Raw genomic sequence first — 23,985 nt, forward strand, 5'->3', positions numbered from 1 at the left:
AAAAAAAGGCCGTAAGGCCTTTTTTTATGCATGAAATGAACATGCTTATGCAATTTGTAAATTAAAGGTTAAATATTGCTTTCAAAACCTCAGTATTTTCGGGAGAATACGAATGATAAAAGAGATACATAAGGTTAAGTAAATCTGATGGCTCAATATTTGTTAACGAAAAACGAGTAGTAGCATCTGTTAACTTACCTTTATTCAACACACAAAAGACAACCTAACGAGAACGTAAATGTCGGTAACAACCCTTCAACATTCTGTTTTACTTGAACGTGTATTTTCCCTCATAGATGAAAAAGTGGATAACGGTGATGCTGCTTTAATCCAAAAATTTGGACAATTGTTATACAAAAATATGTCTTTTGAAGACATTAATGGACGCAGTGATAGTGACCTGTACGGCGCAACACTAAGCCTATGGCAACTCACACAGACATTCTCAGTGAATAATCCGTGTATAAAAGTATTTAATCCTGAAATTTCTAAACATGGCTGGCAGTCATCTCATACAATCATAGAAATTATCGTTAAGGATTTGCCTTTTTTGGTCGACTCAGTTCGTATGGCGATCAATAGATTTGGCTTTGCAGCGCATCTTTTACTGCATTCTCCAATGCATGTGACTCGTAATAAAGATAATAAAGTCACAGGCTTTGTCGATAGTAAGTCAAAGTCGACTAAAGACTCGTCAGAGACTGTTATTTTTATCGAAATAGATCGACAAGCAAAAAGGTCAGATATCGACAAACTACGAACTGAATTATTATCCGTAGTCGATGAGGTTTCTCTTTCCGTTTCTGATTGGCTGCCAATGAGAGAGAAGTTGGCTGACATTACCAAAAACTTCGAAAAATCAAAATCAGTAGCCTCTTCAGCAATTAAGTCGCAAGGCAAGACATTCCTAAACTGGTTAAATGATCACAACTTTACCTTAATGGGCTATCGTTATTATCAAGTGAAAGCGATTGAGGGTGATCATCGTTGGATACCAGAGAATGATTCAAGCCTTGGATTAATGAAAAATTCTATAAACGATCGTCAACGGGTATTATCTAACCTGCCAACAACTGCAAGAGATGCAGCGTTAAGTGACAATCCGTTAATTTTAACTAAAACAAACAGCCGTGCGCGTGTTCACCGTCCCGCTTATATGGATTACGTTGGGATTAAAGAATTTGATGCCGAAGGACATGTCACTGGCGAGCATCGGTTTTTAGGTTTGTATTCTGCGTCATTTTACAATAGCAGTGCAACAGACTTACCTATGTTGCGTGAAAAAATTGACCGGATGTGTGAAATATCAGGTTTTGATAAAGGAACTCACGCGTATAAAGCATTTGTAAATATTGTTGAAACTTATCCCCGTGATGAACTTTTACAAACCTCAGATGAAGAACTTGCGCAAATTATAAAAGGCATTTTTCAAATGCAAGAACGAGGGATTTCTCGTTTATTTGTGCGTAAGGACGCTTTTGGTCGTTACTACTCCTGTTTAGTTTATGTCCCAAGGGAGCGCTACAATACACAATTACGAGAGGAAACTCAGGCCTTGCTCAAGCGTTCATTTAGATCGGATGAAGAGGTTGAATTTAATACGTATTTCTCTGAATCTGTGTACGCACGAACGCATTACATCGCCCGCGTAAAAAATAATAATATGGAGTTTGATGTGAAAGAGATTGAAGATAATTTGATTGAGCTAACGAAGTCATGGCAAGACAAGTTAGCGGCTAAAATCACATCTGCATATGGTGAAGCGAAAGGTAAAGCAATTCAGAAGAAATATGTTAATGCGTTTAATCGAAGCTATGCAGAACATAGTTTACCGAGTGCTGCATTGGTTGATATAGAACGAATTGAATTATTATCTGACGATAATAAACTGGATATACTTTTTTATCGTCCGCAGGAACAAAGTGTTGAGAGTAACATTGTTAAGCTCAAACTTTATCACGGTCACGTGCCCATTCATTTGAGCGACGTACTACCAATGTTGGAAAATTTTGGATTGCGAGTCATCGATGAAAGTCCTTTCAGAGTAACGAATGATGAGGGTAAAGTCAGTTGGATAATGGACTTTACTATGCTGCATAAGAACGGGCAAAATTTCCATATGGAAAAAGTCCAAGAGCTTTTTCAAGATGCATTTTCTAAAACGTGGAATAAGAGTCTTGAGGACGATGGCTTTAACCGCTTAATCCTAAGCGCTGGTATTAGAGGGCGCAACGTCACTATATTGCGCGCATACGCAAAATATATGCGCCAAATTGGGACCTCATTTAGTATCGATTACATGGCTAACACACTCTCAAACTATCCGGATATCGCAACCGATGTAGTGAGTTTATTCAGACTTCTATTCTGTCCAACTATCAAGCGGATGCCAAAGAAAGTAGAAGCGTTAAAAACTGAAATTTTGGCTAAGCTTGATAATGTTTCGAACTTAGATGATGACCGTATAATCCGTCGCTATTTAGAGTTATTGAATGCCACGGTGCGTACTAATTTCTATCAAAACGATAATGAAGGAAATGAGAAATCGTATATTTCATTTAAATTATTGCCGAGCCAAATTAACGATATGCCACTACCTATACCAAAATTTGAAATTTTTGTATATTCACCGAGGGTAGAGGGCGTGCATTTGCGCGGGGGCAAAGTCGCCAGAGGTGGCTTACGTTGGTCAGATAGACAAGAAGATTTTAGAACTGAAATTTTAGGTTTAGTTAAAGCACAACAAGTAAAAAATACGGTCATTGTGCCTGTTGGCGCGAAAGGTGGATTTGTATGTAAAGCAATGCCCACTGAGGCCGACAGACCTACGATACAAGCAGAGGGGCAGGCATGTTACAAAATATTTGTGCGCAGTTTACTAGATATCACTGATAATATTATTGAGGGTGTCGTTATTCCGCCAAAAGACGTTATTAGACTGGATGAGGATGACCCTTATTTGGTGGTTGCGGCTGATAAAGGAACGGCAACGTTTTCCGATATTGCGAATGGTATTTCAGATGAATTTAGATTCTGGCTGGGCGATGCTTTTGCATCAGGTGGAAGTGTTGGCTACGATCATAAGAAGATGGGTATTACCGCTCGCGGCGCTTGGGAATCAGTTAAACGTCATTTCCGTGAAATTGGTATTGATTGTCAAACGACACCTTTCACCGTTGTGGGTGTTGGTGACATGGCCGGTGATGTTTTTGGAAATGGGATGCTGTTATCCGAAAAAACGCAAATTGTGTGTGCGTTCAACCACCTACATATATTCTTTGATCCAAACCCAGATGAAAAAGCCAGTTACAAAGAACGACTTCGCCTGTTTCAAGACCCGTCGCTCAGTTGGGATGATTACAACAGAAAGCTCATCTCAAAAGGCGGAGGTATATTCAAACGCTCTGTAAAAGCAATTCCGTTGTCATCTGAGATGAAAAAGTGCTTGGGCACACGCCAAACAACGATGACACCAAATGAGTTGATCCGCAACACCTTGAAGATGCCGGTTGATCTTATCTGGAACGGCGGCATTGGTACTTACGTTAAAAGTTCAAAAGAGTCACATACCGACGTTGGTGATAGAGCCAATGATACTACACGCGTCGACGGTAAAGAGGTGAAAGCTAAAATTATAGGCGAGGGTGGTAATTTAGGATTAACGCAACTTGGTCGTATTGAATTAGCGGCCAATGGTGTTTTGGTTAACACCGACTTTATTGACAACGTGGGTGGTGTAGATTGCTCAGATAATGAAGTTAACATTAAGATTTTATTAAATACCTTAGTCAACGCTGGCGATTTAACGTTAAAACAACGAAACGCATTGTTATACGAGATGACGGATGACGTCTCCGAAATTGTTATTCAAGATTGTTACCGCCAAACACAGTCAATTTCAATCACTCATTTGGCTGGTGTAAAACAACTCAAAGAACAACTGCGCTTCATTCACGGTTTAGAGAAAGAGGGGCTGCTCAACAGAGAACTCGAGTTCATTCCTTCAGATGATGAAATTTCAGACCGAGTAATAACAGGACAAGGTCTCACAAGACCTGAACTTAGTGTGCTAATCGCGTATGGTAAAATGGTATTAAAAGATAAATTCAATATCCCACAAATTACCAACAATCCATATTATGATAAGTTGCTCGTAAATGCCTTCCCCCCGGTATTAAGAGAAAAATATCAAGCCCAAATGCAGGAGCATCCTCTTCGCTCTGAGATTATTGCGACTAAATTAACCAACGAAATGGTTAACGACATGGGTTTAAATTTTGTTTATCGTTTACAAGAAGAGACCGGAGCCCTGGTTGAGCAAGTTGCAGAAGCATACACGGTAGTAAAAGGTGTATTAGACGTGTCCTCGCTATGGGAAAGTGTCGAGGCTCTGGATAATAAAATTGATGCCCAGTTACAATTAAATATATTAGACAAGATACGGCGGATCTTACGTAGAACTTGTCGTTGGTATATTCGCCACGGTGGTAAAATAAACAATATTGAAAAATCCATTATTCGTTATAAGCCAGCTTTTAAGGCGGTATCGGAAAATTTAGGTAGCTATTTGGTTGCTGCTGAGTTTGAAGAGGTCCAAGCTGATACAAAACGCTTAATTGAAGCAAAAGTACCTAAAGAGATTGCTTACCGAGTTGCTGGCTTAAGTAATATGTTCTCTAGTATGGACTTAGCTCAAATTGCTGAAACTGAGAAACGACCTGTTGAAGTCGTTGCACGACTTTATTATCAATTGGGATCGCGTTTTGAGTTGCATTGGTTCTTAGAACAAATTAACCAACAGTCAGTTTCAAACCATTGGCAAGCATTAGCAAGGGCTTCTTACAGAGAAGAACTTGATTGGCAACAACGCTCATTAACGACCGTTTTGTTGAACATTGAACCAGGAGAGACAGATGCGGATAAGATTCTGAACGACTGGTGTAAAACAAATAAAAACGTGTTGAAGCGCTGGTTTCACATGATGGCAGAGTTTAAAACGTCAGATAATCACGAATTTGCTAAATTTTCTGTCGCATTAAGAGAATTGATGCTGTTAAGCGTGAAGGCAAACCATTAGAATATACCCGTTTGCAAATAGCCCTGCTTCGCGGGGCTTTTTTTTAGTTTGGGGAAACAGTGTATTCTTTTGTTCAAAAATTTTTATTAAATCGTGATCCTGAATGGAGCCACGACGCAACTATCGCATTTCTTAAGCGCTCTCAACGTAATTTTATGTCGGGTTTTTATGCACAAAAGCTGCCTGATAAACCGGTGAATTGCTTAGGTATGACGTTCAAGAACCCGATTGGCTTAGCTGCAGGGTTAGATAAAAACGGGGAGTGCATAGATGCTTTCGCCGCGATGGGTTTTGGTTTCATCGAAGTTGGCACTGTAACCCCAAAACCACAGTCGGGTAACGACAAGCCTCGCTTATTCAGGCTTGCAGAATACAACTCAATTATCAATCGAATGGGATTTAATAATAAAGGTGTTGATTATTTGGTTGAGCAGGTGAAAAAAATGAAGTACACCGGCATCTTAGGCATAAATATTGGTAAAAACAAAACTACCCCAGACGAAAATGCTTTAGACGATTATTTATATTGTTTGAATAAAGTATATGCTTTTGCTTCATATATCACAGTCAATATTTCTTCTCCAAACACCCCTGGTTTGCGTAATCTACAATATGGAGATGCACTCGACAGTTTGTTATCAGGCTTGAAACACAGACAATTAGGGCTTCAAATCGAACATAAAAAGTATGTGCCAATATTGATAAAAATTGCACCGGACTTAAGTGATGATGAAGTTAAATCAATTGCCGCATCATTAATAAACTCAAAAATGGATGGCGTTATTGCTACCAATACAACGATCGACCGTGAGCAGGTTGCAGGCCACGCGCATGCTAACGAAGCGGGCGGTTTGAGTGGCGAAGTACTGACTGAAAAAAGTCTTGCTATGACAAAAATATTAGCCAAAGCGCTCGATGGTAAAATGCCAATTATCGGAGTGGGGGGCATTAGCAGTCCACATGATGTGCAATTACGAATTCAAGCTGGGGCTACGTTAGTTCAAGTTTATTCATCTTTCATTTACCAAGGTCCACCACTTATTAAGGAGCTTGTTAATGCATAAGCTAATTGTAACGACGTCTAAAGGATTAGATGAACTACTAAAAACAGAAATTGAGCAAATACTTAGCCAGTTTAATCAGGCCCCAGCCAGCGCTGATGACTATGAACTACCTACTTTGCAACTGCAACCCGGTCAGGTATCTTTTACAGGAACCTTGAAAGATGCGTATCAATTATGCCTGCATTCAAGATTGGCAAACAGAGTCTTGCTGGTTGTCGCCGAAGGCAAAGTAAACAGCGCTGAAGAATTATATGACGTTGCTAAAGAAGCTGATTGGCCGTCACAATTTGATACTTACGTTCCCTTCATGATCCAGTTTAACGGCACTAACAATGCAATTAATAACAGTCAGTTTGGTGCACTCAAAGTAAAAGATGCCATTGTTGATCAATTCCAAGAAGCGGGCCATGAACGTCCATCAGTAGATAAACTCAAGCCGGGTATAGTGATCCAAGCTAGATTGCGACGCGACAATCTGCATCTGTGTATCGATCTCTCCGGTGGTAGTTTACATAAAAGAGGTTACCGCACTGGTGCGGGTGAAGCACCGTTGAAGGAACATGTCGCTGCAGGTATTTTAATGCGTAGTGGCTGGGCCCAAAATAAAGACAGCGTGCTATTGGACCCAATGTGTGGTTCGGGAACTATTCCGATTGAAGCTGCAATGATGGCTGCCAACATACCACCAAATTTAGCCAAGGAAACATGGGGCTTTGAACATTGGAATGGGCATGAGCCAAGCACATTTGGTGACGTTGTAGAACAAGCCAAAAAGCATATAACAGTGCCTGGTGCGGCTATTTATGCTTATGATTTAAGTACTACCCTAGTTGAATTGGCAGAGCAAAATGCGGTGAGGGCCGGCGTTGCAGATTATATTGCATTTAAACAGTGTGATGTGTTGGACGCCGTTGTTGTTGATGCAACTGATAGTAAGGAGGCTACAGGTACCGCTGCTTGTGAAACAATGAGCAGTCAGGCTGAGAATAAAGGCTATATCGTTTCTAATCCACCTTATGGTGAGCGACTCGGTGAATACACCTCACTACTGCCATTATTTGATAAGCTTGGTCATCATCTAAAAAAACACTTCGCTTTTTGGCATGTGTCCTTATTAAGTTCCAATCAAGACCTACTTAAAGCATTAAAGCTCAGATATACCAAAAGCTATAAACTAATGAATGGTAAACTTGAGTGCGTGCTTGTAAATTACCATATTAGTGCCCAAAACCTTGAAATATTCGATAGTCAAACAGATGAAAATCATGAGTTTGCTAACCGCTTGCGAAAGAATTTAAAAAGGCTGAAACCTTGGATAAAACGCGGTAACACGAACGCTTATCGTATTTATGACGCCGACTTACCTCACTACAACATTGCTATAGATATATACAATGATTGGGTAGTGGTTCAAGAGTATGCCGCTCCTAAAGATGTGCCAGAGGAAAAAGCAAAACAACGTCTGCAGGAAGCGCTTATTCATATTCCCAAGGTATTAGGCATTCCATCAAGCAAAATGTCGGTCAAAGTTAGACGTCAAAACAAAGGTAAAGAACAATATGAAAAAGTGGCTCAAAAAGGACAGCGAGTCATTGTTCAAGAACACGATGCCCAGTTTTATATTAATCCAACAGATTACTTAGATGTGGGTCTGTTTCTAGATCATCGTGATACCAGGTTGATGTTCAAACAACGATGTGCAAATAAAGATGTTCTTAACTTATTCGGTTATACTGGCAGCGTGTCAGTGCATGCGGCGCAAGCAAAAGCGAAAAGTGTCACAACCGTTGATATGTCAAATACCTATTTAGATTGGGCAAGAGACAACTTCGCATTAAATAAATTGAACGGTTCATTCCAGTTTGTACAAGAAGATTGTTTAAAATGGTTAACTAGACAGCATGCCAAATATGATTTGATGTTTATTGACCCACCGTCGTTTTCAAACTCTAAACGAATGGACGATACATGGGATGTACAACGGGACCATGTTAGCTTGTTAAGTGATGCTAAAAATTGCCTAAAAACAGATGGAGAAATCTTTTTTAGTACTAATTTACGTCAATTTAAATTAGATCAGGCAGCTGTTGAGGACCTCGGGTTTACAATAGAAGATATTAGCCAAAGGTCGATACCAGAAGATTTTAAACGTAATCAAAAAATTCATAAGTGTTGGATACTGACCTTGTGAAATTAGTTTTATATACCGGACCAAATTGTTCTTTGTGTGATTTAGCGTTCGATATTGTCGAGCAATTTAATGCGCTACAGACAAAGGCAACGAGTGAGTCTACTTTCCAACTTAGTCCATCACGTAGTCAATTTGAACACGTTGAACTTGAAACAATCAATATTAGAGATTCTGCGGATTTGTATCATTTATACGCCGTTAGAATTCCTGTATTGAAGAAAACAGATGATGAATCTGAACTAGGTTGGCCATTTATACTTGAAGATTTAATTGAGTTTTTACAATGAATTTAATGCAACTAAAAAATGCCTCTATTTTATTTGGGCAACCACCATTATTAGACAAGGTCGCTTTAAATATACAAAGCGGCGAGCGAGTCTGTGTGGTTGGTCGCAACGGTAGTGGAAAATCTACCCTTCTAAAAGTGATCGCAGGTGAAACGAAATTAGACGAAGGGCAAATGATATTGCCAACAGGGACGGTAGTATCAAGACTACCGCAGGATCCACCGCAAGATATTAGTGGTGATATATTTGATTATGTTGCCGAAGGTTTGGAGGATGTCGCGCAAATACTGAAAGACTATCACCATATAATCAATATTATTGGTGCTGATCCGAGCGAAAAAAACCTAAATCGAATGCAAGAATTACAAGAGCAGTTAGATTCGAGAAATGCATGGCAGTTTGAACAGCGCATAAGTAATGTACTGACGCAACTTCAGCTAGAACCAGATCAGATTTTATCTGAACTATCAGGTGGTTGGAGAAGAAAGGCGGCATTAGCAAGAGCACTAGTGAGTGAACCGGATCTGTTATTACTGGATGAGCCAACTAACCACCTTGATATAGATATGGTGCAGTGGTTAGAAAAAGCGCTACTTAATTATAACGGCGCAATCATATTTATTAGCCATGACAGGGCGTTTATACGTAAGTTAGCCACGCGTATAGTAGATATAGATCGCGGTCAAGTAGTCAGTTACCCTGGGAATTACGAAACTTATTTAGAGCAAAAAGCGCACGATTTAGAAGTTGAGCAGACCAGCAACCGCGAGTTTGACAAAAAACTGGCGAAAGAAGAGGTTTGGATAAGACAAGGTATTAAAGCCAGACGAACCAGAAATGAAGGTCGAGTTAGAGCGCTCAAAGCACTCAGAGATGAATACAGTTCACGTCGAAACGTCACTGGAAATGCGGTTATAAACCGAAATGCAGGCGGAAAATCAGGTAAGCGTATTTTTGAAACTGACGGTTTATTCTTTAATTTTGAAGACAACCTATTGGTCGAAAATCTAAATCTACTAATTACTCGCGGTGAAAAAATTGCATTAATTGGCGGCAACGGTTGTGGTAAGAGTACCCTCATTAAGCTGTTACTGGGTGAGTTGGAAGCAAGTCAGGGTGACATATTCAGAGGAACCAATATAGAGGTTGCTTACTTTGATCAACATCGTACTGCGCTAGACCTTGATAAGTCGGTGATTGATGTCATTGCAGACGGTAAAAGAGAAGTTACGATCAACGGTAATACACGCCATGTTATGGGGTATTTACAAGATTATTTGTTTTCGCCTGAGCATGTAAATGCGCCCGTATCTACTTTATCGGGTGGTGAAAGAAATAGACTAGTGTTGGCAAAACTCATGTTAAAACCCAGCAACTTGCTGGTACTCGATGAACCAACTAACGATCTGGATGTCGAAACTCTCGAATTACTGGAATCCCTATTAGTAGATTATGAGGGAACCGTATTATTGGTAAGCCATGATAGAGAATTTGTTGATAATGTAGTGACTTCAAGCTTAGTTTTTGAAGGTAACGGGATCATTAAGCAATTCGTTGGTGGCTATAGCGATATGCGAAATTGGTATGATGAAAAAGCACTCTCAGCAAGAAAAATGAACGAAGGCGTTGCAATGCGGACTAAAAACAACGTAGAGCGAGAAAAGCCGGTGACTAGTGCTTCTACTGGAAGCCACAAAAAGCTATCATACAAAGATAATAAAGAACTCGAAGATTTACCTAAAAAAATTGAGAAAATGGAAGAAGAACAAAAAGGATTACAACTGCAAGTTAGTACGTCTGATTTTTATCAGAAAGCGGCAGATGTAACACAACCGGTTCTCGACAAGTTAACAACCATTGAGCAATTATTATCAGTCGCTTATAAGCGCTGGGATGAATTAGAAAGTTTACAAAATAACGAGCAGTAACAGGATAATTAATGAAATTTACTCGACTGGCGTCAGCAGTGTTACTTTACACCGCATCGCTCCCAATTTTAGCAGCATCATATACAGCCACTGAATTGCCAACAGATACGCTAGGTCAAAATCAATATGCGGTTTCTATTGATAATACAGGCGTTATGTTAACCGCGATTGAGAATATTTATAATGCGCCAGTAGACTTGTCTACGATCGACTTTGAAAACGCGTTTATTATTGCCGGTTTGACTGACATTGAGGCTGCTAGAAACGGTCAATTTAATCTTGCTGACTATACTTTTTTAATTGCCAGGGCTATTGCAGGCTCAAGCAATTTTAGTTTTTTCACACAGCAACTTGGTCGTATGCAAGCTTATAAAACCGACGGCTCCGACGCTAATTTCGATTATATCAATGCCTTCGATACCGAATCAGAAGCCTTGGGTGGATTTTCGCGTGCGATGGAAACCACGCCAAGAGATTCAACTGCTGGAACACATATCGTCGGTAACACTGTGGGACCATTCAGAACAATTGATTACGTGAACCTAAATGGCGAAAATGTAAAATATATAATAAGTGATTTTGATCAACGTGCTTTTGCGCAAGTTGGCGAAAATGTAACGCCATTATTGCCAATCGATACAACCTTGGGTGGCACAAGTCAGGTTAATCGAATTAATGCTAATTATGTTGCTGCCGGCAGTGGTTCAATTGAAGCGACCGGTGCATTAACGACTGGCTTAGCCAATTGTGATGATGATGAAATTCGTGGTGATCAGCCAATCGAAGCATGCCTTCGCAGTATCATTACAGTAACGAGTAATGGCGCCTTAACAAGACGCTCTGATTTATGGCTACAACGTGCGCATTTATGGTCAATGGATGTCGAAGGAACGGTCACTGATACACGCACTTTCGGGACTTTAGTTACTGATGAGGAACCTGCTTTACAAGGTTCAAGCCAAGCGTTAGATGTCAACATTAACGGCGTTGGTGTTGGTGTTGCTAGTGTAAAATTTGCTGATGGAACCTTACAATCAACCGCTGCTGCTATGTTTTTGGCAAGCGGCGAAGTGGTGCAAATCATAGATGATGAAGCCCTGTTGCCAAATAGCGCTATTTCAATAAATGATATTGGCTATGTCGTTGGACTTAGAAGACAAAGAATTAACAACATTCCACGAAATAAAATGTTTATCTATAATAGAAATGACAGCAGCGTGACGTTCCCTGACGATTTCTTTGATACTTCAAGCACCGTTCCACGGTCAATTAATAATAACAATCTAGTGGTTGGTTCTGCAGACGTTGAGGCGACCAACGTCACCAACAGAAAAACTGCTGCATTTATTTATGACATTGAAGCTGATACTTTTACTAACTTGAACACACTAGTTAGCTGCGACAGTCCGTTTGATTTTATTGAAGCAATAGATATTAATGATAGCAACCAGATTATAGTCTCAGCGTTGACCAAAAAAGCCGCCAGAAATGCCCGTGGTGAGCTTATAAAAGATGATGCTGGAGAGGACGTGCTGGTAGATACTATCGTTACAGTAAAGCTGAATCCGACAGGTCAGGCACCAACGGTTTGCTCTAACGACGACTTAGGTATTCCAGATAGACAAGGAGCGAGTACGGGCATATTTATGTTTACGCTACTGAGCTTTGCAGCATTCTTTAGAAGACGCGTAAAAAAATAAAACCGAGTTAGTTGTTATGAAAGCCCCATTGTTCGGGGCTTTTGTTGTTTTAATAACCGTTGGATCTAAAAAACCAGTTTAATAGACAAAATTGACCCAATTAAACATTTCAATACTTTTCAGTATGTTATTCAAAAAAGTGTAAAACTGTCAAAATTTAGACATTGAACTTTTCTCACCAAAAAGCTATTGATAGAAGCGTAACAAAGGAAAGAAACTGACTAAAAATAACTCGATTTCATTTCCTGTTGTTGCCTTTTTTTAGCCAAGAGAGGTTTAACTATGAAAACACAAAAAAGAGATAAGTTAACACGTGCACATGCAAAAGGTTATCAAGCGGGTATAACACATCGTTCAAAAGAATTATGTCCATTTCAAGCTATCCAAGCTCGGTCGGAATGGTTAGGGGGGTGGAGAGAAGCTCTCACCGACAGACAATCCGGCTTAGTAGGCCGCTAACACATACAATAAATTAAGTGCAAGAAGCCCAACTGATGTTGGGCTTTTGTCATTTTAGCGTTGCAGAAGTGTCGCTTACATAAATAACTACAGTGCTATTAAAACAAAAAATCACATGAAATCGACAACTTACCTTAAAACGCGCTGGTATCTTGAAATAAACCTACTTTTAATCCTTTAGCCACATAAATGACCTTACCATCCACTGATACAGTGCCGTCAGCCAAGCCCATGAACAAACGACGCTTAACGACTCGCTTAAGGTTTATTTCATAAGTGACTTTTTTTGCTGTTGGCAGGATTTGTCCAGTAAATTTCACTTCACCAACACCCAGTGCACGACCTTTTCCTGGGCCACCTGACCAACCAAGAAAAAACCCGACTAATTGCCACATTGCATCCAGTCCTAAACAACCAGGCATTACTGGGTCACCAGGAAAGTGGCAATCAAAGAACCAAAGATCGGGGGTAATATCTAGTTCTGCAATGATATGTCCTTTATCAAACTCACCACCGTCCTCTGTTATTTTTACAATTCTATCCATCATTAACATGTTTGGCGCAGGAAGTTGACTGTTGCCAGCTCCAAACATTTCGCCGGTACTGCATTTTAAGAGATCATCTCTATTAAATTCTGATTTTCTATTTGTCATATTACACACTAGTTTTCCATAAGAGTGCGTAATTTAACGAACAGTTGTAAGCTAAACAACTCTGAACAGTTAATTTTGCTAAAAAAAGTCAGTTTTTTGCAGTACACTGGTCAAACTGAATGTTTTTAAACCAAAATATGAGCAAATGAAGAATCCAAAAAAATCAGCAAATGCAGAAAAGCAACGCCGTTTTAGAGAAAAACAAAAATCGTTAGGCAAAAAAATGGTTAGAGGTTATGTCACAGCTGCCGCGATGGAAAACTATAAAGAAATAGTGGCGAAAACTGGCTGGACAGATAGTGATGTTCTATCTAATTCGTTACGCATAACCTTTGCAGCGTATAAGAATGGACAGATTAGACTGCTAAATCAATGGTTAACAGAACAAGACCAAAAGAAACGTGCGCTTATTTTGAAGCAGGCTGAACAAGCAAAAAATAAAGAAAGTGATGATCAATAGAAAAGTGACGAGTGAGCAAAACTAGCTCGTGTGTATTTTCAAAATCCTTGCCGCTTCTTTTTTCACGGCGGGCTTGGATTTATACGACCACATTCTGTCTCGCGCTTCGCTTGCCGCTTCTTCAACGTTGATAATAGGGGAGTAATAATCTCTTTCACAGTTGAACTCATACATTGCCTCTTCCATCGGTGTTATTACCCAAGGTTGATGAATGATAGGATTTGGCAGTGAGCTCAATTGCGGCAGCCATTTTTTAATAAAAGTACCTTCTGAGTCCTTATCAATCGACTGCTTTACAGGATTATATATGCGCAGGGTGTTGATACCGGTTACTCCTGCCTGCATTTGAAATTGTGGGTAATGAATACCGGGTTCAAAATCCAAAAATTGTGCGGCTAAGAAACTGGCTCCCCTGCGCCAGTCGATGTTTAGGTGGTGACATAGAAAGCTAACTACCATAGCCCTCATTCTGAAATTAATATACCCAGTTTTTACCACCGCTCTCATGCAGGCATCTACGATTGGCACACCTGTGCAGCCATTTTTCCATGCAGCTAACCTTGTTTCTCCCTCGGCGCCCCCGCAATATGAGAAATCAAGATACGCTTTGTTAATAGGACGGAATTGCATAGCTGATTCTGTTTCAAATTTCTGAATAAAGTGACAATGCCAATGCAGTCTGGACTGAAACGCCACAATGGATCGGTTCCAACCTGGACGGTCGCTTTGAGATAAGCTAAATTGATAAACCTGCTTTAATGAAATATTGCCCCATGCTAAATAGGGTGATAAACGGCTGCAGGTTTTTCTTGAAACCGTGGGGTCGCCAATATTACCAAAATAGGCTTTTCCTCTTTCTTTAAAAAAATGCTTTAAGGTGTACCACGCTCTTTTTTCACCCCCCAGTTGCATGTTTACATCTGCTTCCTTCCACTTTTCAGGAATAGTCCACATGCAATCGTCATCTATTTCTTGCTGAAGATTTGAAACCCACTCTGTAGTGCTTAGTTCGGGGTGAGTCGGCGTGGCCAAAATTCTAGTATTCCATTGTTTCGGCCAATTTTTACGATGATTCAGGGGCCTATGCACTGCGCCTTGCGCAACTTCAGTCCATCTAACCCTACGTGAACGACACCAAGCTAAAACATCTTTGTCACGCACGTGGGTGTGCTCTAAGCCAACTTCTTCGTGACTAACAATATGCTTAATACTGTAGCTTTCATGCAGCTTTGATAGTACATCAATAGCATTGCCATAGAGGATTGAAATAGAGGCATTGAATTGTGCCAATTGTTCATTGAGGTCTGTTATCGACTGAAATATAAAGCGCCAATGTCGAATGTCCATATGCGGATCTTCTATCATCATAGGTTCGACGATATAGATTAATGCCAAGGGCATTTTTTGCTCACTTGCCATTTTTAATGCGTCGTTGTCGCGCAAGCGCAGATCGCGTTTAAACCACATAACAGTTAAGGCTTGTTTGTTAATCATGTTGCAGCTTCGTTTGTCCATTGCGTGATAAATTTATTATTGGGGTCGTAAGTTGCCGTTTGTTTTTGTAAGTTGAATTGTCTGTGTCCTCTGGGATCAGCGCCGACGCCGCCAAGATACTGCCAATTTCCCCAGTTGCTAGCGACGTCAAAATCAATCAGTTGATACTCAAAATACTTTGCACCGTAACGCCAATCTTGACCTAGTTCATGCACAAAACAACTCGCGACCAACTGTCTGCCTCGATTAGACATGTAACCGGTTTTTAATAATTGACGCATACACGCATCAACGATCGGATATCCCGTTTGCCCCTGTTGCCACTGTACAAATGTTTTACGATCAAAATTGCTTGGACGAACTAGCCGTTGAACACCCGATGCTGCAAAAAGACGATTACCATGCACATAATGCTGCCAATGAAAAAATTCTCGCCATAGCAACTCAAAAAACAACCAATATGTTGACTCATTTTTGACTCGTTCGGATTCATATCGACACAGTTCAGCATAAATTTGCCTCGGACTGATACAACCAAGCGCTAACCAAGCTGAAAACTTGCTGGAGAAGTTCCAACCATCCAGCCCGTTTCTGGTCTCTTTGTAACGACTGATATGGTCCGTACTCCACAGATAATGAGTGAGTTGTTGGTGTGCATCAGTTTCTCCGCCAGATAGTCTTTGGTAATGATTAACACTTACCAACAAACTGTCTAAATCTATTACGTTTTCTATCGCAAATAAATCAGGCATCGAAGGAAGCGCACTGAGGAGCGGATTTACGGCTTGTACTTCACAATACTTTTCAACTTTTTTTCGAAACGGTGAAAAAGTATTAGGCATATTTTCAATAGAAAATGGAAATTGCGAAGCGTTGAACAGGGTGGATGAGTTGACTTGAATGAATTCAATATTGAGACCAGTTTTAGTCACTAAATCTTGCGTTTCCTGCCACTCTTTTCGTTCATTGAAACCACAGTGCCATTGTGCGCTGAGGTGAGTCACATGGAGTGCTTTAACAAGTGCCAGTAAAGCCTCAACAGATTCTACTTCATTTGTGGATAGGACGATTAAACGCTGGTTAAAACCGCTTAATGTGCTATTCAAATCGTGTAGTGTTTGATGTATGAAATTAAGTCTATGTTTGCCTATCGTTTCTTTCTTGTGCAATTCATTGATGCTGTCTTGATTTGCTTCTGGCTGGTAAACATAAACACACACCAATTCATCAACTTGAGATGCTAATTCAGCTAGGCTCGCGTTGTCTTGAATGCGTAAATCTTTTCTAAACCAATGTAATCCAACTTTCTTTGTCATTTATGTTTTACTTTAATCTTGATCCTATATGTTATCTACTTTGGATAGTGAGTTTTCGATCTATTTACGGGACTATGGTGTAATATGAATACGAGTATATTTAACCATTACGTTGGTTAACCCAGAGCATCTTTGCTTAAAAATAGTTATTTAGACGCATAGCTATCACAATGGTAGGAATAAAACATTGAGTTTGATGTCATCAAAAAAGATAATCGTTTGGTTCAGACAGGACTTACGCCTTACCGATAACCCAGCACTGAGCATCGCAGTTGATAATGGCACTATTATTCCTGTTTTTATTCTCGATGATGGTGCTCCTGAGAATGCGGCATTAGGTGGCGCAAGCCAGTGGTGGTTGCATCATTCATTATTATCACTGAGCAAATCGTTAAATAATAAGTTACTTATTCGTCGTGGTGAGCCTCTCGCGATTTTAGTTGAGATAGCCGAGGCATTTTCTGCTGATTCTGTTATCTGGAACCGATTATATGAACCTTGGCAGAGAGAACGCGACGAAAATATAAAGACTGTTTTAAAGAACCGTGGCATTGCCGCAAAAAGCCTCAATGGCTCACTCTTGTGGGAGCCTATGAGTGTTTTAAAGAAAGATGAAACCCCTTACAAGGTTTTTACGCCGTATTACCGTAAAGGCTGTTTAACTCGTCAAGCTCCTCGCTTCCCGATAGCAAGACCCAAGGAGATGCACATCGCAGATGGCGTTAATTTTTCTATGGACGCACTCACAAGCCTACAACTTCTGCCTAAAATTGAATGGTACACAGAGATAGAGGCGCAATGGCAACCGGGTGAGGAGGGTGCTGCGAATAGGCTACAGAGATTTATTAGTGAGGCGGCAACGAGTTATCAAGACGCCAGAAACAAGCCTGCCGTAAAAGGAACTTCTCTGTTGTCGCCACACCTGCATTTTGGCGAAGTATCGCCTAATCAGGCTTGGTACGCGATACAAGGCGCATTTGAAAACGCCTTCGACAATAAAGATCTAGATGTTTATCTCAGTGAACTGGGGTGGCGAGAATTTAGTTATTATTTGCTCTTTCACTGGCCTGAAATTCAACATAAGAATTTTAATGCCAAATTTGACTTCTTTCAATGGCGCTCCAGCCCTGATGATCTGAAAGCTTGGCAATTTGGTAACACAGGCGTTCCGATGATAGATGCAGGAATGAGAGAGTTATATCAAACAGGATACATGCATAACAGAGTAAGAATGGTGGTTGGCTCATTCTTGGTTAAAAACCTGCTGATCGACTGGCGTGAAGGAGAGCGTTGGTTTTGGGACACCTTGCTTGACGCGGATATGGCGAGTAACTCTGCGGGTTGGCAGTGGGTTGCAGGTTCTGGTGCAGATGCTGCGCCATTCTTTAGGATTTTTAATCCGATTTTACAGGGCGAAAAATTCGATAAAGAGGGTGAATATGTTAAGAAATATTGCCCAGAACTTAAGAGACTACCGACGCAATTTATCCATAAACCATGGGAAGCACCACCCGAGATACTTAAGGCTTGTGGGGTGGAACTAGGTAAAAACTACCCAAATCCGATTGTTGATCTAAAGCTTTCTCGTAAAAGAGCGCTCGATGCGCTCGCTCAATTAAAGGCAATATCATGAGTCAGTTGGTTGTAATCTTAGGTGACCATCTCAATACAAAAATCAGTTCGCTGGCGAACTTTAACAAAGAGACTGACAAGGTCTTAATGTCAGAAGTAAAAGAAGAGGCCACTTATGTTAAGCATCACAAAAAAAAGATTGCTTTCGTTTTCAGCGCAATGCGTCATTTTTCAACTGAATTGCAGAATCACGGTTTTGCGACTATTTACGTCAAGTATGACGCAGCTGATAATCATGGATGTTTATTTGAACAAGTAAAGCACACGTGCTCACTGCACACATTCAAGAGTATTACCATAATGCATCCGGGTGAATACCGGTTACTTGAAGAGGTAATGACTTGGGAGAGCAAGCTAAACATCACGGTTAATATTACACCTGATAATCGTTTTATTGCGACCCAAACGTTTTTTAGTGATTGGGCTGATGGTCGTAAGCAATATCGTATGGAGTTTTTTTATAGAGAAATGCGCAAACAAACCAATGTACTAATGGATGACAAACAGCCCATGGGTGGAAAGTGGAATTACGATGCAGATAATCGTAAACCCTTTGGTAAAAACCCTGACATTCCTAGTCGAACATTATTAGCCCCAGACGCAATCACAAATGAAGTTTTAACACTCGTAGAAACTCAATTCGCTGATCATTTTGGCGAGCTAAGTAATTTTGCTTTTGCCACAACTAGGGAAGGGGCTTTAGGTGTCTTATCAGAATTTATTAACATCCGATTGGTAGATTATGGCCAGTATCAAGATGCGATGCTGGAAGGCAATCCTTGGCTATTCCATTCCCACATAGGTCTATATCTTAATACAGGCCTTTTAATGCCTTACGAAGTGATTCAGGCTGCGGAGGAAGCTTTTTTAAACGGCCACGTACCGATTAATTCGGCCGAAGGTTTCATTAGGCAAATTCTTGGCTGGCGAGAATACATTCGCGGCTTTTATTGGTATTTTATGCCAAGCTTAAAGGAATCGAATTATTTAGCAGCGAAAAGGGCATTACCAGACTTTTACTGGACCGGCAAAACACGAATGAACTGTCTGTCACAGTGCGTTAATGATACAAAAGAGCATGCCTACGCTCATCATATTCAACGCCTAATGGTACTTGGTAACTTTGCATTATTAACCGGTATTGAACCAAAGGCGATTAATGAGTGGTATCTAATCGTATATGCAGATGCTTATGAGTGGGTTGAACTGCCAAACGTCAGTAGTATGGTGCTGTTTGCTGACGCCGGTAATTTAGCCAGCAAACCTTACGCAGCAAGCGGGTCTTACATTAACAAGATGTCTAATTACTGCAAGAGTTGTGACTATAGCGTTAAAGAAAAAACAGGGCCACAGGCGTGTCCATTTAACTACTTGTATTGGCACTTTTTACATCGTCACCAAGACAAACTGAGAAGTAATCCAAGAATGGGCATGATCTATAGCACGATGTCGAAGATGGATCAGACTAAGTTTAGCCATATGCTAGACGATGCCGACACATTTCTGCTTAAATTAGAAAATAATGAAGAAATCTGAGCTTCCTAGTAAAATGTGCCCAGTGTGTAACCGGCCTTTTAATTGGCGTAAAAAATGGGAAAAAAACTGGGCCGAAGTGAAGTATTGTTCAAAGCGCTGCGCATCCAACAAGTAACTTATAGCGTCGTCAATAAGTAATCGGCGAGTTTGCCTATAGCAATACCGAAACTGAAGCTGAATAAGGTCCCCAGCATAATATATTCAGTTAGTTTTCTATCGCTTTGACGACGCATATCACCAAACCTAAAGACACTTTTTGCAGCTAACAAAAAACCGACACCGACAAACTGCCCAAGTAAAATAAAGGTCGCAATTAAACCGCGCTCGAAATATCCAATTAACTCGCCAGCTGAAGCAAGTCCCTCATTGGCTTTTTCTGATTCATTGAATTGGTCTGTATATTTGGTCAACGATAGTGTGATAATTAGTGATACCGGCTTACATAGGAATAAATACAAACCCACTAACATCAGCGTTTTGGCATCAAAAAGATGATGTATCTCAAACAGGACTGCTTCAACACTTAACCCACTTAGCCAGATCGATATACCGGTAATAAAAATAAGATGACCCACTTGATCAATCAAAAAGTACCTTAATACGAAAACCCGATACGTTTTCCAAACATCAATAATATAGTGACTGCTAATAATGACAATTAAGGCTATTAATGCCTTGTAATCAAGCGCAATCCCGCTGAGTATTATTGCAATACTAGTGAGTGCTAAATGCACTAGCATGTGCTTAAACAGGCCGATTGAGCGTTCCTTGTTTTTAACTTTACACATGATCCAGCTGTGTTTTTGTAAATAAAAGTCAGCAATAAAGTGAACAACAAGTAACAAGAAAAAGAGTTTCATTTTTGTGTTCCTAAACAAGTGTCACGATAGCCTGCTAAGTAAGCTTTAACTAATTCTGCACCACTGCGCTTTAAATGTGCGGCGATATTTTGTCGAGTCATATTCATATGGTCAGCGATACTTTGTTGTTCCGGGAAATCGAAGTCGATGTAATAATACAGTACTTCGGCTTGTTTTTCTGTCAAACCGTTCAGCAAGTGACGCAAAAATAAGGTAGCAACCGTCAAGTCTGTTGACCATAGTTCAGTGCCAAAGTTAAGAACCAGATCACCCCTTGTTGCCTTATCGAATGATCTACCTGATAAAATGAAGGCTTCTCCAAGAGAACTACTCAGGTTTTTGGATGTTTGTTCAACACTACCAATCGCCAATGATTGGGTTAATTTAATCGATGGGCAATCAATACCTGATTGCAGATAGAGTCGCAATGAGAGCGTTGACGTCATTGCATCGTTAATGTCTGTATAAAGTACTTGAAAACTATCTCCTCTAAATATTTCAGATTGACACTGGTAACGCACCTCATGCGATTTTAGCAGCTGTTGAAGGGTTTTCATTACGCAAGCATATGCTTTTGCTTCAAGTTTGGTCGAGTGAACGATGTCGGTGGTTAAAACAGCATATTGCGTGTGTGCCTTATCCGTCATAAGAAACCCTTCAAGTAGTTAAATTAATGAAATATACAATGAATGTCATCACTATAAATGCAAACGATTACGTTTGCAAATATTAATTGCAACTATATATGTTTGCTATTAATGAAAGCAATTGAATACATTTGCAATGTTAATAAGTAATGAGTTACTTTATTGTTTTAACACCGTTTGTATTTTAATTTGAACTTGTAAGTCAATATCAGTATCTGATGACGTTGGCGCTAGATCTTAAAAATAGTTGTGTTTTTACCAATGTAACGCAATGATAAATATAACAAAGCTAACCATGCTAAAAGGACAACTTAAATGAATAATCGTTTATTAGCACTCTTGGTCACAAGTACATTCTTGTTTGCTTGTTCACATGAAAAGGCCAAAGAAGAGTCAAACATGGATCCTGATAAAAGCAGCAGCATTGGTGCAGCTGAAGCAATAGCACCTTTGTGGTTAGAAGAAATTGAAGGAGAGCGAGCTCTCGCTAAAGTGAATGAGTGGAATAAAACAACACTTGACAAATTAATGAATGACGAGCGTTTTGACCAATATAGAAACGATGCGTTAAGCATTGTGAATGCGACCGACAAGATCGCGTATGGCCGCTATTATGGCGGATACGTGTATAACTATTGGCAAACTGCGGAGCAAGTAAGAGGTGTTTTAAGACGCACCTCATTGGAACAATATGAAAGTGAAAATACCGCTTGGGAAACGATTTTTGATTTAGATAAAATAGCGGTGTCCGCGAATAAAAACTGGGTATACAAAGGGTCAACTTGTTACGACAAGAATTATGATATGTGCATGATGTCCCTTTCTGATGGCGGCAAAGATGCGAAGGAATTGAAAGAATGGAACCATGCAACCAAGCAGTTTGTAGAGGGCGGCTTTTACATCCCTGAAGCAAAAAGCAGCATTTCATGGTTGGATAAGGATACCTTGATCGTAGGCACAGACTGGGGTGATGACACGCTCACTGAAAGTGGTTATCCGTATATTACGAAATTGCTGAAACGCGGACAGACCTTGGCTGAGGCTACAGAAATATTTAGAGGAGAAAAGACTGACGTTTCGGCGGGCGCGTTCTCATTAAATCTAGATGGTGACTCAGAAATATTAATGGGATACCGCTCAACAAGCATTTTTAAGAGTCAGTACTATTGGTTAAAAGATAATGAGCAAACACAATTACTGCCCATACCGGAGAAAAGTAATCCCGTGGGTATATTTAAAGACCAACTTCTCGTAAGTTTAAAAGATGATTGGCAACCCAGTGGTACTTCTATTTCTTTTACTAACGGTAGTTTAGTCTCATTTGATATTGCTGAGTGGATGAAATCTAACACTATTACTAACGCGAAATTGGTTTATCAACCAAACGCTAAATCGACTATTTCGGGTGTATCAATTACAAAGTCTACAGTATTGTTATCAATTACTGAGAATGTCGTTGGCAACGTATATGTGTTTGATTATCAGGACGAGTGGAGGTCAACCAAGTTAGATTTACCACAGAACGGCACCGTAAGTATTATTTCTGCGAATGACGATAGTGATATTACGTTTATCAACCAAGAGAGTTTTATATCGCCTGATACTTTATTTAAGGTTGACCTTAATAGCAATAAGATCACAGTCGCTAAAAGATCTCCAACTAGATTTGATGCATCCGATTTGGTCGTTGAGCAATTTCAAGCAACCTCTAAAGATGGCGTAAAAGTGCCGTATTTTGTTATTCGTAAAAAAGATATTGTGTATGATGGCTCAAATCCAACGTTGCTTTATGCCTATGGCGGCTTTCAGGTTTCACTAACGCCAAGCTACTCGGGTATTCGCGGTAAATTATGGTTAGAGCAGGGTGGGGTTTATGTTTTGGCAAATATCAGAGGTGGCGGCGAGTTTGGTCCTAAATGGCACCAAGCCGGTTTGAAAACAAATCGACAAGTGATTTACAACGATATGATTGCCGTAGCTGAGTCACTCACCGAGAAAAAGATAACATCGCCAAGACGTTTAGGCGTAATGGGAGGGTCCAATGGCGGCTTATTAGTGGGGGTAATGTATAACCAACGGCCAGACCTTTGGAATGCGGTCGTTTGTCAATCTCCATTGCTCGATATGCTGCGTTATCACAAATTACTCGCCGGTGCTTCTTGGGTTGGTGAGTTTGGAAGTCCTGATATTCCCGAGGAAAGGGCGTTTTTAGAAACCATATCTCCACTTCATAATGTTAATGAAGAAGGGGAGTATCCTCCCATATTTTTCGTAACCTCAACAAAAGACGATCGTGTTCATCCAGCCCACGCAAGAAAGATGGCTTACGTATTAGAACAATATGGACATACCTTCGAGTATTATGAAAATATAGACGGTGGGCATTCAGCTTCAGCAAATTTGACGGAAGTCGCAAAACGCAGCGCTCTTGAATATACGTTCCTGAGTCAGCAGCTAAAAGATTAATGTTAAGACAAACCTGTTGTGGAAACTGAGATTGGTTATTCAGGTTACCTCGTTGTATTTAGGGATCACGCTGCTCTGAGCGCATAAAACGTATCGCTATTAGATATATTGATCTGAAGCACTAATACTCTCTTTGCCAGAGAGACGTTACTAAGGGCCACGCCATCTAGCGTTTAAAATGATTGGCGGTAAAGTGTTTAGTAAATAAGCTATCA

Annotated in this window: 17 protein-coding genes; 12 read left to right on the top strand and 5 right to left on the bottom strand. The window is 40.2% G+C overall.

The window, feature by feature from the left end:
- Nucleotides 1-238: 238 nt before the first annotated feature.
- The 7 genes from CXF81_RS18740 to rmf all read left to right on the top strand — a co-directional run bounded on the left by CXF81_RS18740 (nucleotide 239) and on the right by rmf (nucleotide 12,706).
- Nucleotides 239-5,077, top strand: coding sequence for an NAD-glutamate dehydrogenase (locus CXF81_RS18740; RefSeq protein ID WP_101182923.1), 4,839 nt, complete (start codon nucleotides 239-241; stop codon nucleotides 5,075-5,077).
- Between the two features lie 59 nt (nucleotides 5,078-5,136).
- Nucleotides 5,137-6,141, top strand: a complete 1,005-nt coding sequence (gene pyrD, locus CXF81_RS18745) for a quinone-dependent dihydroorotate dehydrogenase (RefSeq protein WP_101182924.1) — start codon at nucleotides 5,137-5,139, stop codon at nucleotides 6,139-6,141.
- Complete coding sequence (gene rlmKL, locus CXF81_RS18750) at nucleotides 6,134-8,332, top strand: bifunctional 23S rRNA (guanine(2069)-N(7))-methyltransferase RlmK/23S rRNA (guanine(2445)-N(2))-methyltransferase RlmL (RefSeq protein ID WP_101182925.1); 2,199 nt, start codon at nucleotides 6,134-6,136, stop codon at nucleotides 8,330-8,332. The genes pyrD and rlmKL overlap by 8 nt, the downstream gene beginning before the upstream one ends.
- Nucleotides 8,329-8,619 carry a glutaredoxin family protein gene (locus tag CXF81_RS18755; protein WP_101182926.1) on the top strand — a complete coding sequence of 97 codons (291 nt, stop codon included), beginning with the start codon at nucleotides 8,329-8,331 and terminating at the stop codon, nucleotides 8,617-8,619. Before rlmKL ends, CXF81_RS18755 begins: the two co-directional genes overlap by 4 nt.
- Nucleotides 8,616-10,547 (top strand): ABC transporter ATP-binding protein, encoded by a 1,932-nt coding sequence (locus CXF81_RS18760; protein WP_101182927.1) that lies wholly within the window; start codon nucleotides 8,616-8,618, stop codon nucleotides 10,545-10,547. Before CXF81_RS18755 ends, CXF81_RS18760 begins: the two co-directional genes overlap by 4 nt.
- An 11-nt stretch (nucleotides 10,548-10,558) precedes the next feature.
- Entirely contained in the window at nucleotides 10,559-12,247 is a 1,689-nt protein-coding gene (locus CXF81_RS18765; RefSeq protein WP_101182928.1) for a DUF3466 family protein, read from the top strand.
- 282 nt (nucleotides 12,248-12,529) lie between these two features.
- A complete protein-coding gene (gene rmf / locus CXF81_RS18770; RefSeq protein WP_101182929.1) occupies nucleotides 12,530-12,706 on the top strand; it encodes a ribosome modulation factor in 177 nt (58 codons plus the stop codon).
- Nucleotides 12,707-12,840: 134 nt separating this feature from the next.
- Here rmf and fabA read toward each other — a convergent pair whose 3' ends face one another.
- On the bottom strand, nucleotides 12,841-13,359 hold the full coding sequence (gene fabA, locus CXF81_RS18775) for a bifunctional 3-hydroxydecanoyl-ACP dehydratase/trans-2-decenoyl-ACP isomerase (RefSeq protein ID WP_026843638.1): 519 nt from the start codon (nucleotides 13,357-13,359) through the stop codon (nucleotides 12,841-12,843).
- 145 nt (nucleotides 13,360-13,504) lie between these two features.
- Between fabA and CXF81_RS18780 the strand changes: the two genes are divergently transcribed.
- Nucleotides 13,505-13,819 (top strand): hypothetical protein, encoded by a 315-nt coding sequence (locus CXF81_RS18780; RefSeq protein ID WP_034896855.1) that lies wholly within the window; start codon nucleotides 13,505-13,507, stop codon nucleotides 13,817-13,819.
- A 21-nt stretch (nucleotides 13,820-13,840) separates the two neighbouring features.
- On the opposite strand, the gene CXF81_RS18785 is transcribed toward CXF81_RS18780, so the two are convergent.
- Both CXF81_RS18785 and CXF81_RS18790 read right to left on the bottom strand, forming a co-directional pair.
- Entirely contained in the window at nucleotides 13,841-15,313 is a 1,473-nt protein-coding gene (locus tag CXF81_RS18785; protein ID WP_101182930.1) for a cryptochrome/deoxyribodipyrimidine photo-lyase family protein, read from the bottom strand.
- The gene (locus CXF81_RS18790) at nucleotides 15,310-16,629 is read right to left on the bottom strand and encodes a DASH family cryptochrome (RefSeq protein WP_101182931.1); all 1,320 of its coding nucleotides are present in this window, start codon (nucleotides 16,627-16,629) and stop codon (nucleotides 15,310-15,312) included. Before CXF81_RS18790 ends, CXF81_RS18785 begins: the two co-directional genes overlap by 4 nt.
- A gap of 196 nt (nucleotides 16,630-16,825) precedes the next feature.
- On the opposite strand from CXF81_RS18790, the gene CXF81_RS18795 reads away from it, so the two are divergent.
- From CXF81_RS18795 to CXF81_RS18805, 3 genes are read left to right on the top strand one after another with little or no spacing between them, the layout of a single operon-like run.
- Nucleotides 16,826-18,262, top strand: a complete 1,437-nt coding sequence (locus CXF81_RS18795) for a deoxyribodipyrimidine photo-lyase (RefSeq protein WP_101182932.1) — start codon at nucleotides 16,826-16,828, stop codon at nucleotides 18,260-18,262.
- Nucleotides 18,259-19,797, top strand: coding sequence for a cryptochrome/photolyase family protein (locus CXF81_RS18800; protein WP_101182933.1), 1,539 nt, complete (start codon nucleotides 18,259-18,261; stop codon nucleotides 19,795-19,797). Before CXF81_RS18795 ends, CXF81_RS18800 begins: the two co-directional genes overlap by 4 nt.
- The gene (locus CXF81_RS18805) at nucleotides 19,784-19,912 is read left to right on the top strand and encodes a DUF2256 domain-containing protein (RefSeq protein WP_101182934.1); all 129 of its coding nucleotides are present in this window, start codon (nucleotides 19,784-19,786) and stop codon (nucleotides 19,910-19,912) included. Before CXF81_RS18800 ends, CXF81_RS18805 begins: the two co-directional genes overlap by 14 nt.
- Nucleotide 19,913: 1 nt before the next feature.
- Here the strand turns inward: CXF81_RS18805 and CXF81_RS18810 are convergent, their stop codons facing one another.
- Both CXF81_RS18810 and CXF81_RS18815 read right to left on the bottom strand, forming a co-directional pair.
- Nucleotides 19,914-20,657, bottom strand: coding sequence for a DUF3307 domain-containing protein (locus tag CXF81_RS18810; RefSeq protein WP_101182935.1), 744 nt, complete (start codon nucleotides 20,655-20,657; stop codon nucleotides 19,914-19,916).
- A complete protein-coding gene (locus tag CXF81_RS18815) occupies nucleotides 20,654-21,304 on the bottom strand; it encodes a hypothetical protein (protein ID WP_101182936.1) in 651 nt (216 codons plus the stop codon). The genes CXF81_RS18810 and CXF81_RS18815 overlap by 4 nt, the downstream gene beginning before the upstream one ends.
- Nucleotides 21,305-21,619: 315 nt before the next feature.
- On the opposite strand from CXF81_RS18815, the gene CXF81_RS18820 reads away from it, so the two are divergent.
- Entirely contained in the window at nucleotides 21,620-23,770 is a 2,151-nt protein-coding gene (locus tag CXF81_RS18820; RefSeq protein WP_101182937.1) for a prolyl oligopeptidase family protein, read from the top strand.
- The last annotated feature ends 215 nt before the right edge of the window (nucleotides 23,771-23,985 follow it).

Source organism: Glaciecola sp. 33A (genome assembly GCF_002836745.1).
In the GTDB taxonomy this organism is placed as follows: domain Bacteria; phylum Pseudomonadota; class Gammaproteobacteria; order Enterobacterales; family Alteromonadaceae; genus Glaciecola.

Coding starts and splice junctions, on each gene's coding strand:
- CXF81_RS18820 (WP_101182937.1), top strand. CDS start 21,620: ATGAATAATCGTTTATTAGCACTCTTGGTCACAAGTACATTCTTGTTT.
- CXF81_RS18800 (WP_101182933.1), top strand. CDS start 18,259: ATGAGTCAGTTGGTTGTAATCTTAGGTGACCATCTCAATACAAAAATC.
- CXF81_RS18795 (WP_101182932.1), top strand. CDS start 16,826: ATGTCATCAAAAAAGATAATCGTTTGGTTCAGACAGGACTTACGCCTT.
- rmf (WP_101182929.1), top strand. CDS start 12,530: ATGAAAACACAAAAAAGAGATAAGTTAACACGTGCACATGCAAAAGGT.
- CXF81_RS18765 (WP_101182928.1), top strand. CDS start 10,559: ATGAAATTTACTCGACTGGCGTCAGCAGTGTTACTTTACACCGCATCG.
- CXF81_RS18815 (WP_101182936.1), bottom strand. CDS start 21,304: ATGACGGATAAGGCACACACGCAATATGCTGTTTTAACCACCGACATC.
- rlmKL (WP_101182925.1), top strand. CDS start 6,134: ATGCATAAGCTAATTGTAACGACGTCTAAAGGATTAGATGAACTACTA.
- CXF81_RS18810 (WP_101182935.1), bottom strand. CDS start 20,657: ATGAAACTCTTTTTCTTGTTACTTGTTGTTCACTTTATTGCTGACTTT.
- CXF81_RS18805 (WP_101182934.1), top strand. CDS start 19,784: ATGAAGAAATCTGAGCTTCCTAGTAAAATGTGCCCAGTGTGTAACCGG.
- CXF81_RS18760 (WP_101182927.1), top strand. CDS start 8,616: ATGAATTTAATGCAACTAAAAAATGCCTCTATTTTATTTGGGCAACCA.
- CXF81_RS18740 (WP_101182923.1), top strand. CDS start 239: ATGTCGGTAACAACCCTTCAACATTCTGTTTTACTTGAACGTGTATTT.
- CXF81_RS18785 (WP_101182930.1), bottom strand. CDS start 15,313: ATGATTAACAAACAAGCCTTAACTGTTATGTGGTTTAAACGCGATCTG.
- CXF81_RS18780 (WP_034896855.1), top strand. CDS start 13,505: ATGAAGAATCCAAAAAAATCAGCAAATGCAGAAAAGCAACGCCGTTTT.
- CXF81_RS18790 (WP_101182931.1), bottom strand. CDS start 16,629: ATGACAAAGAAAGTTGGATTACATTGGTTTAGAAAAGATTTACGCATT.
- fabA (WP_026843638.1), bottom strand. CDS start 13,359: ATGACAAATAGAAAATCAGAATTTAATAGAGATGATCTCTTAAAATGC.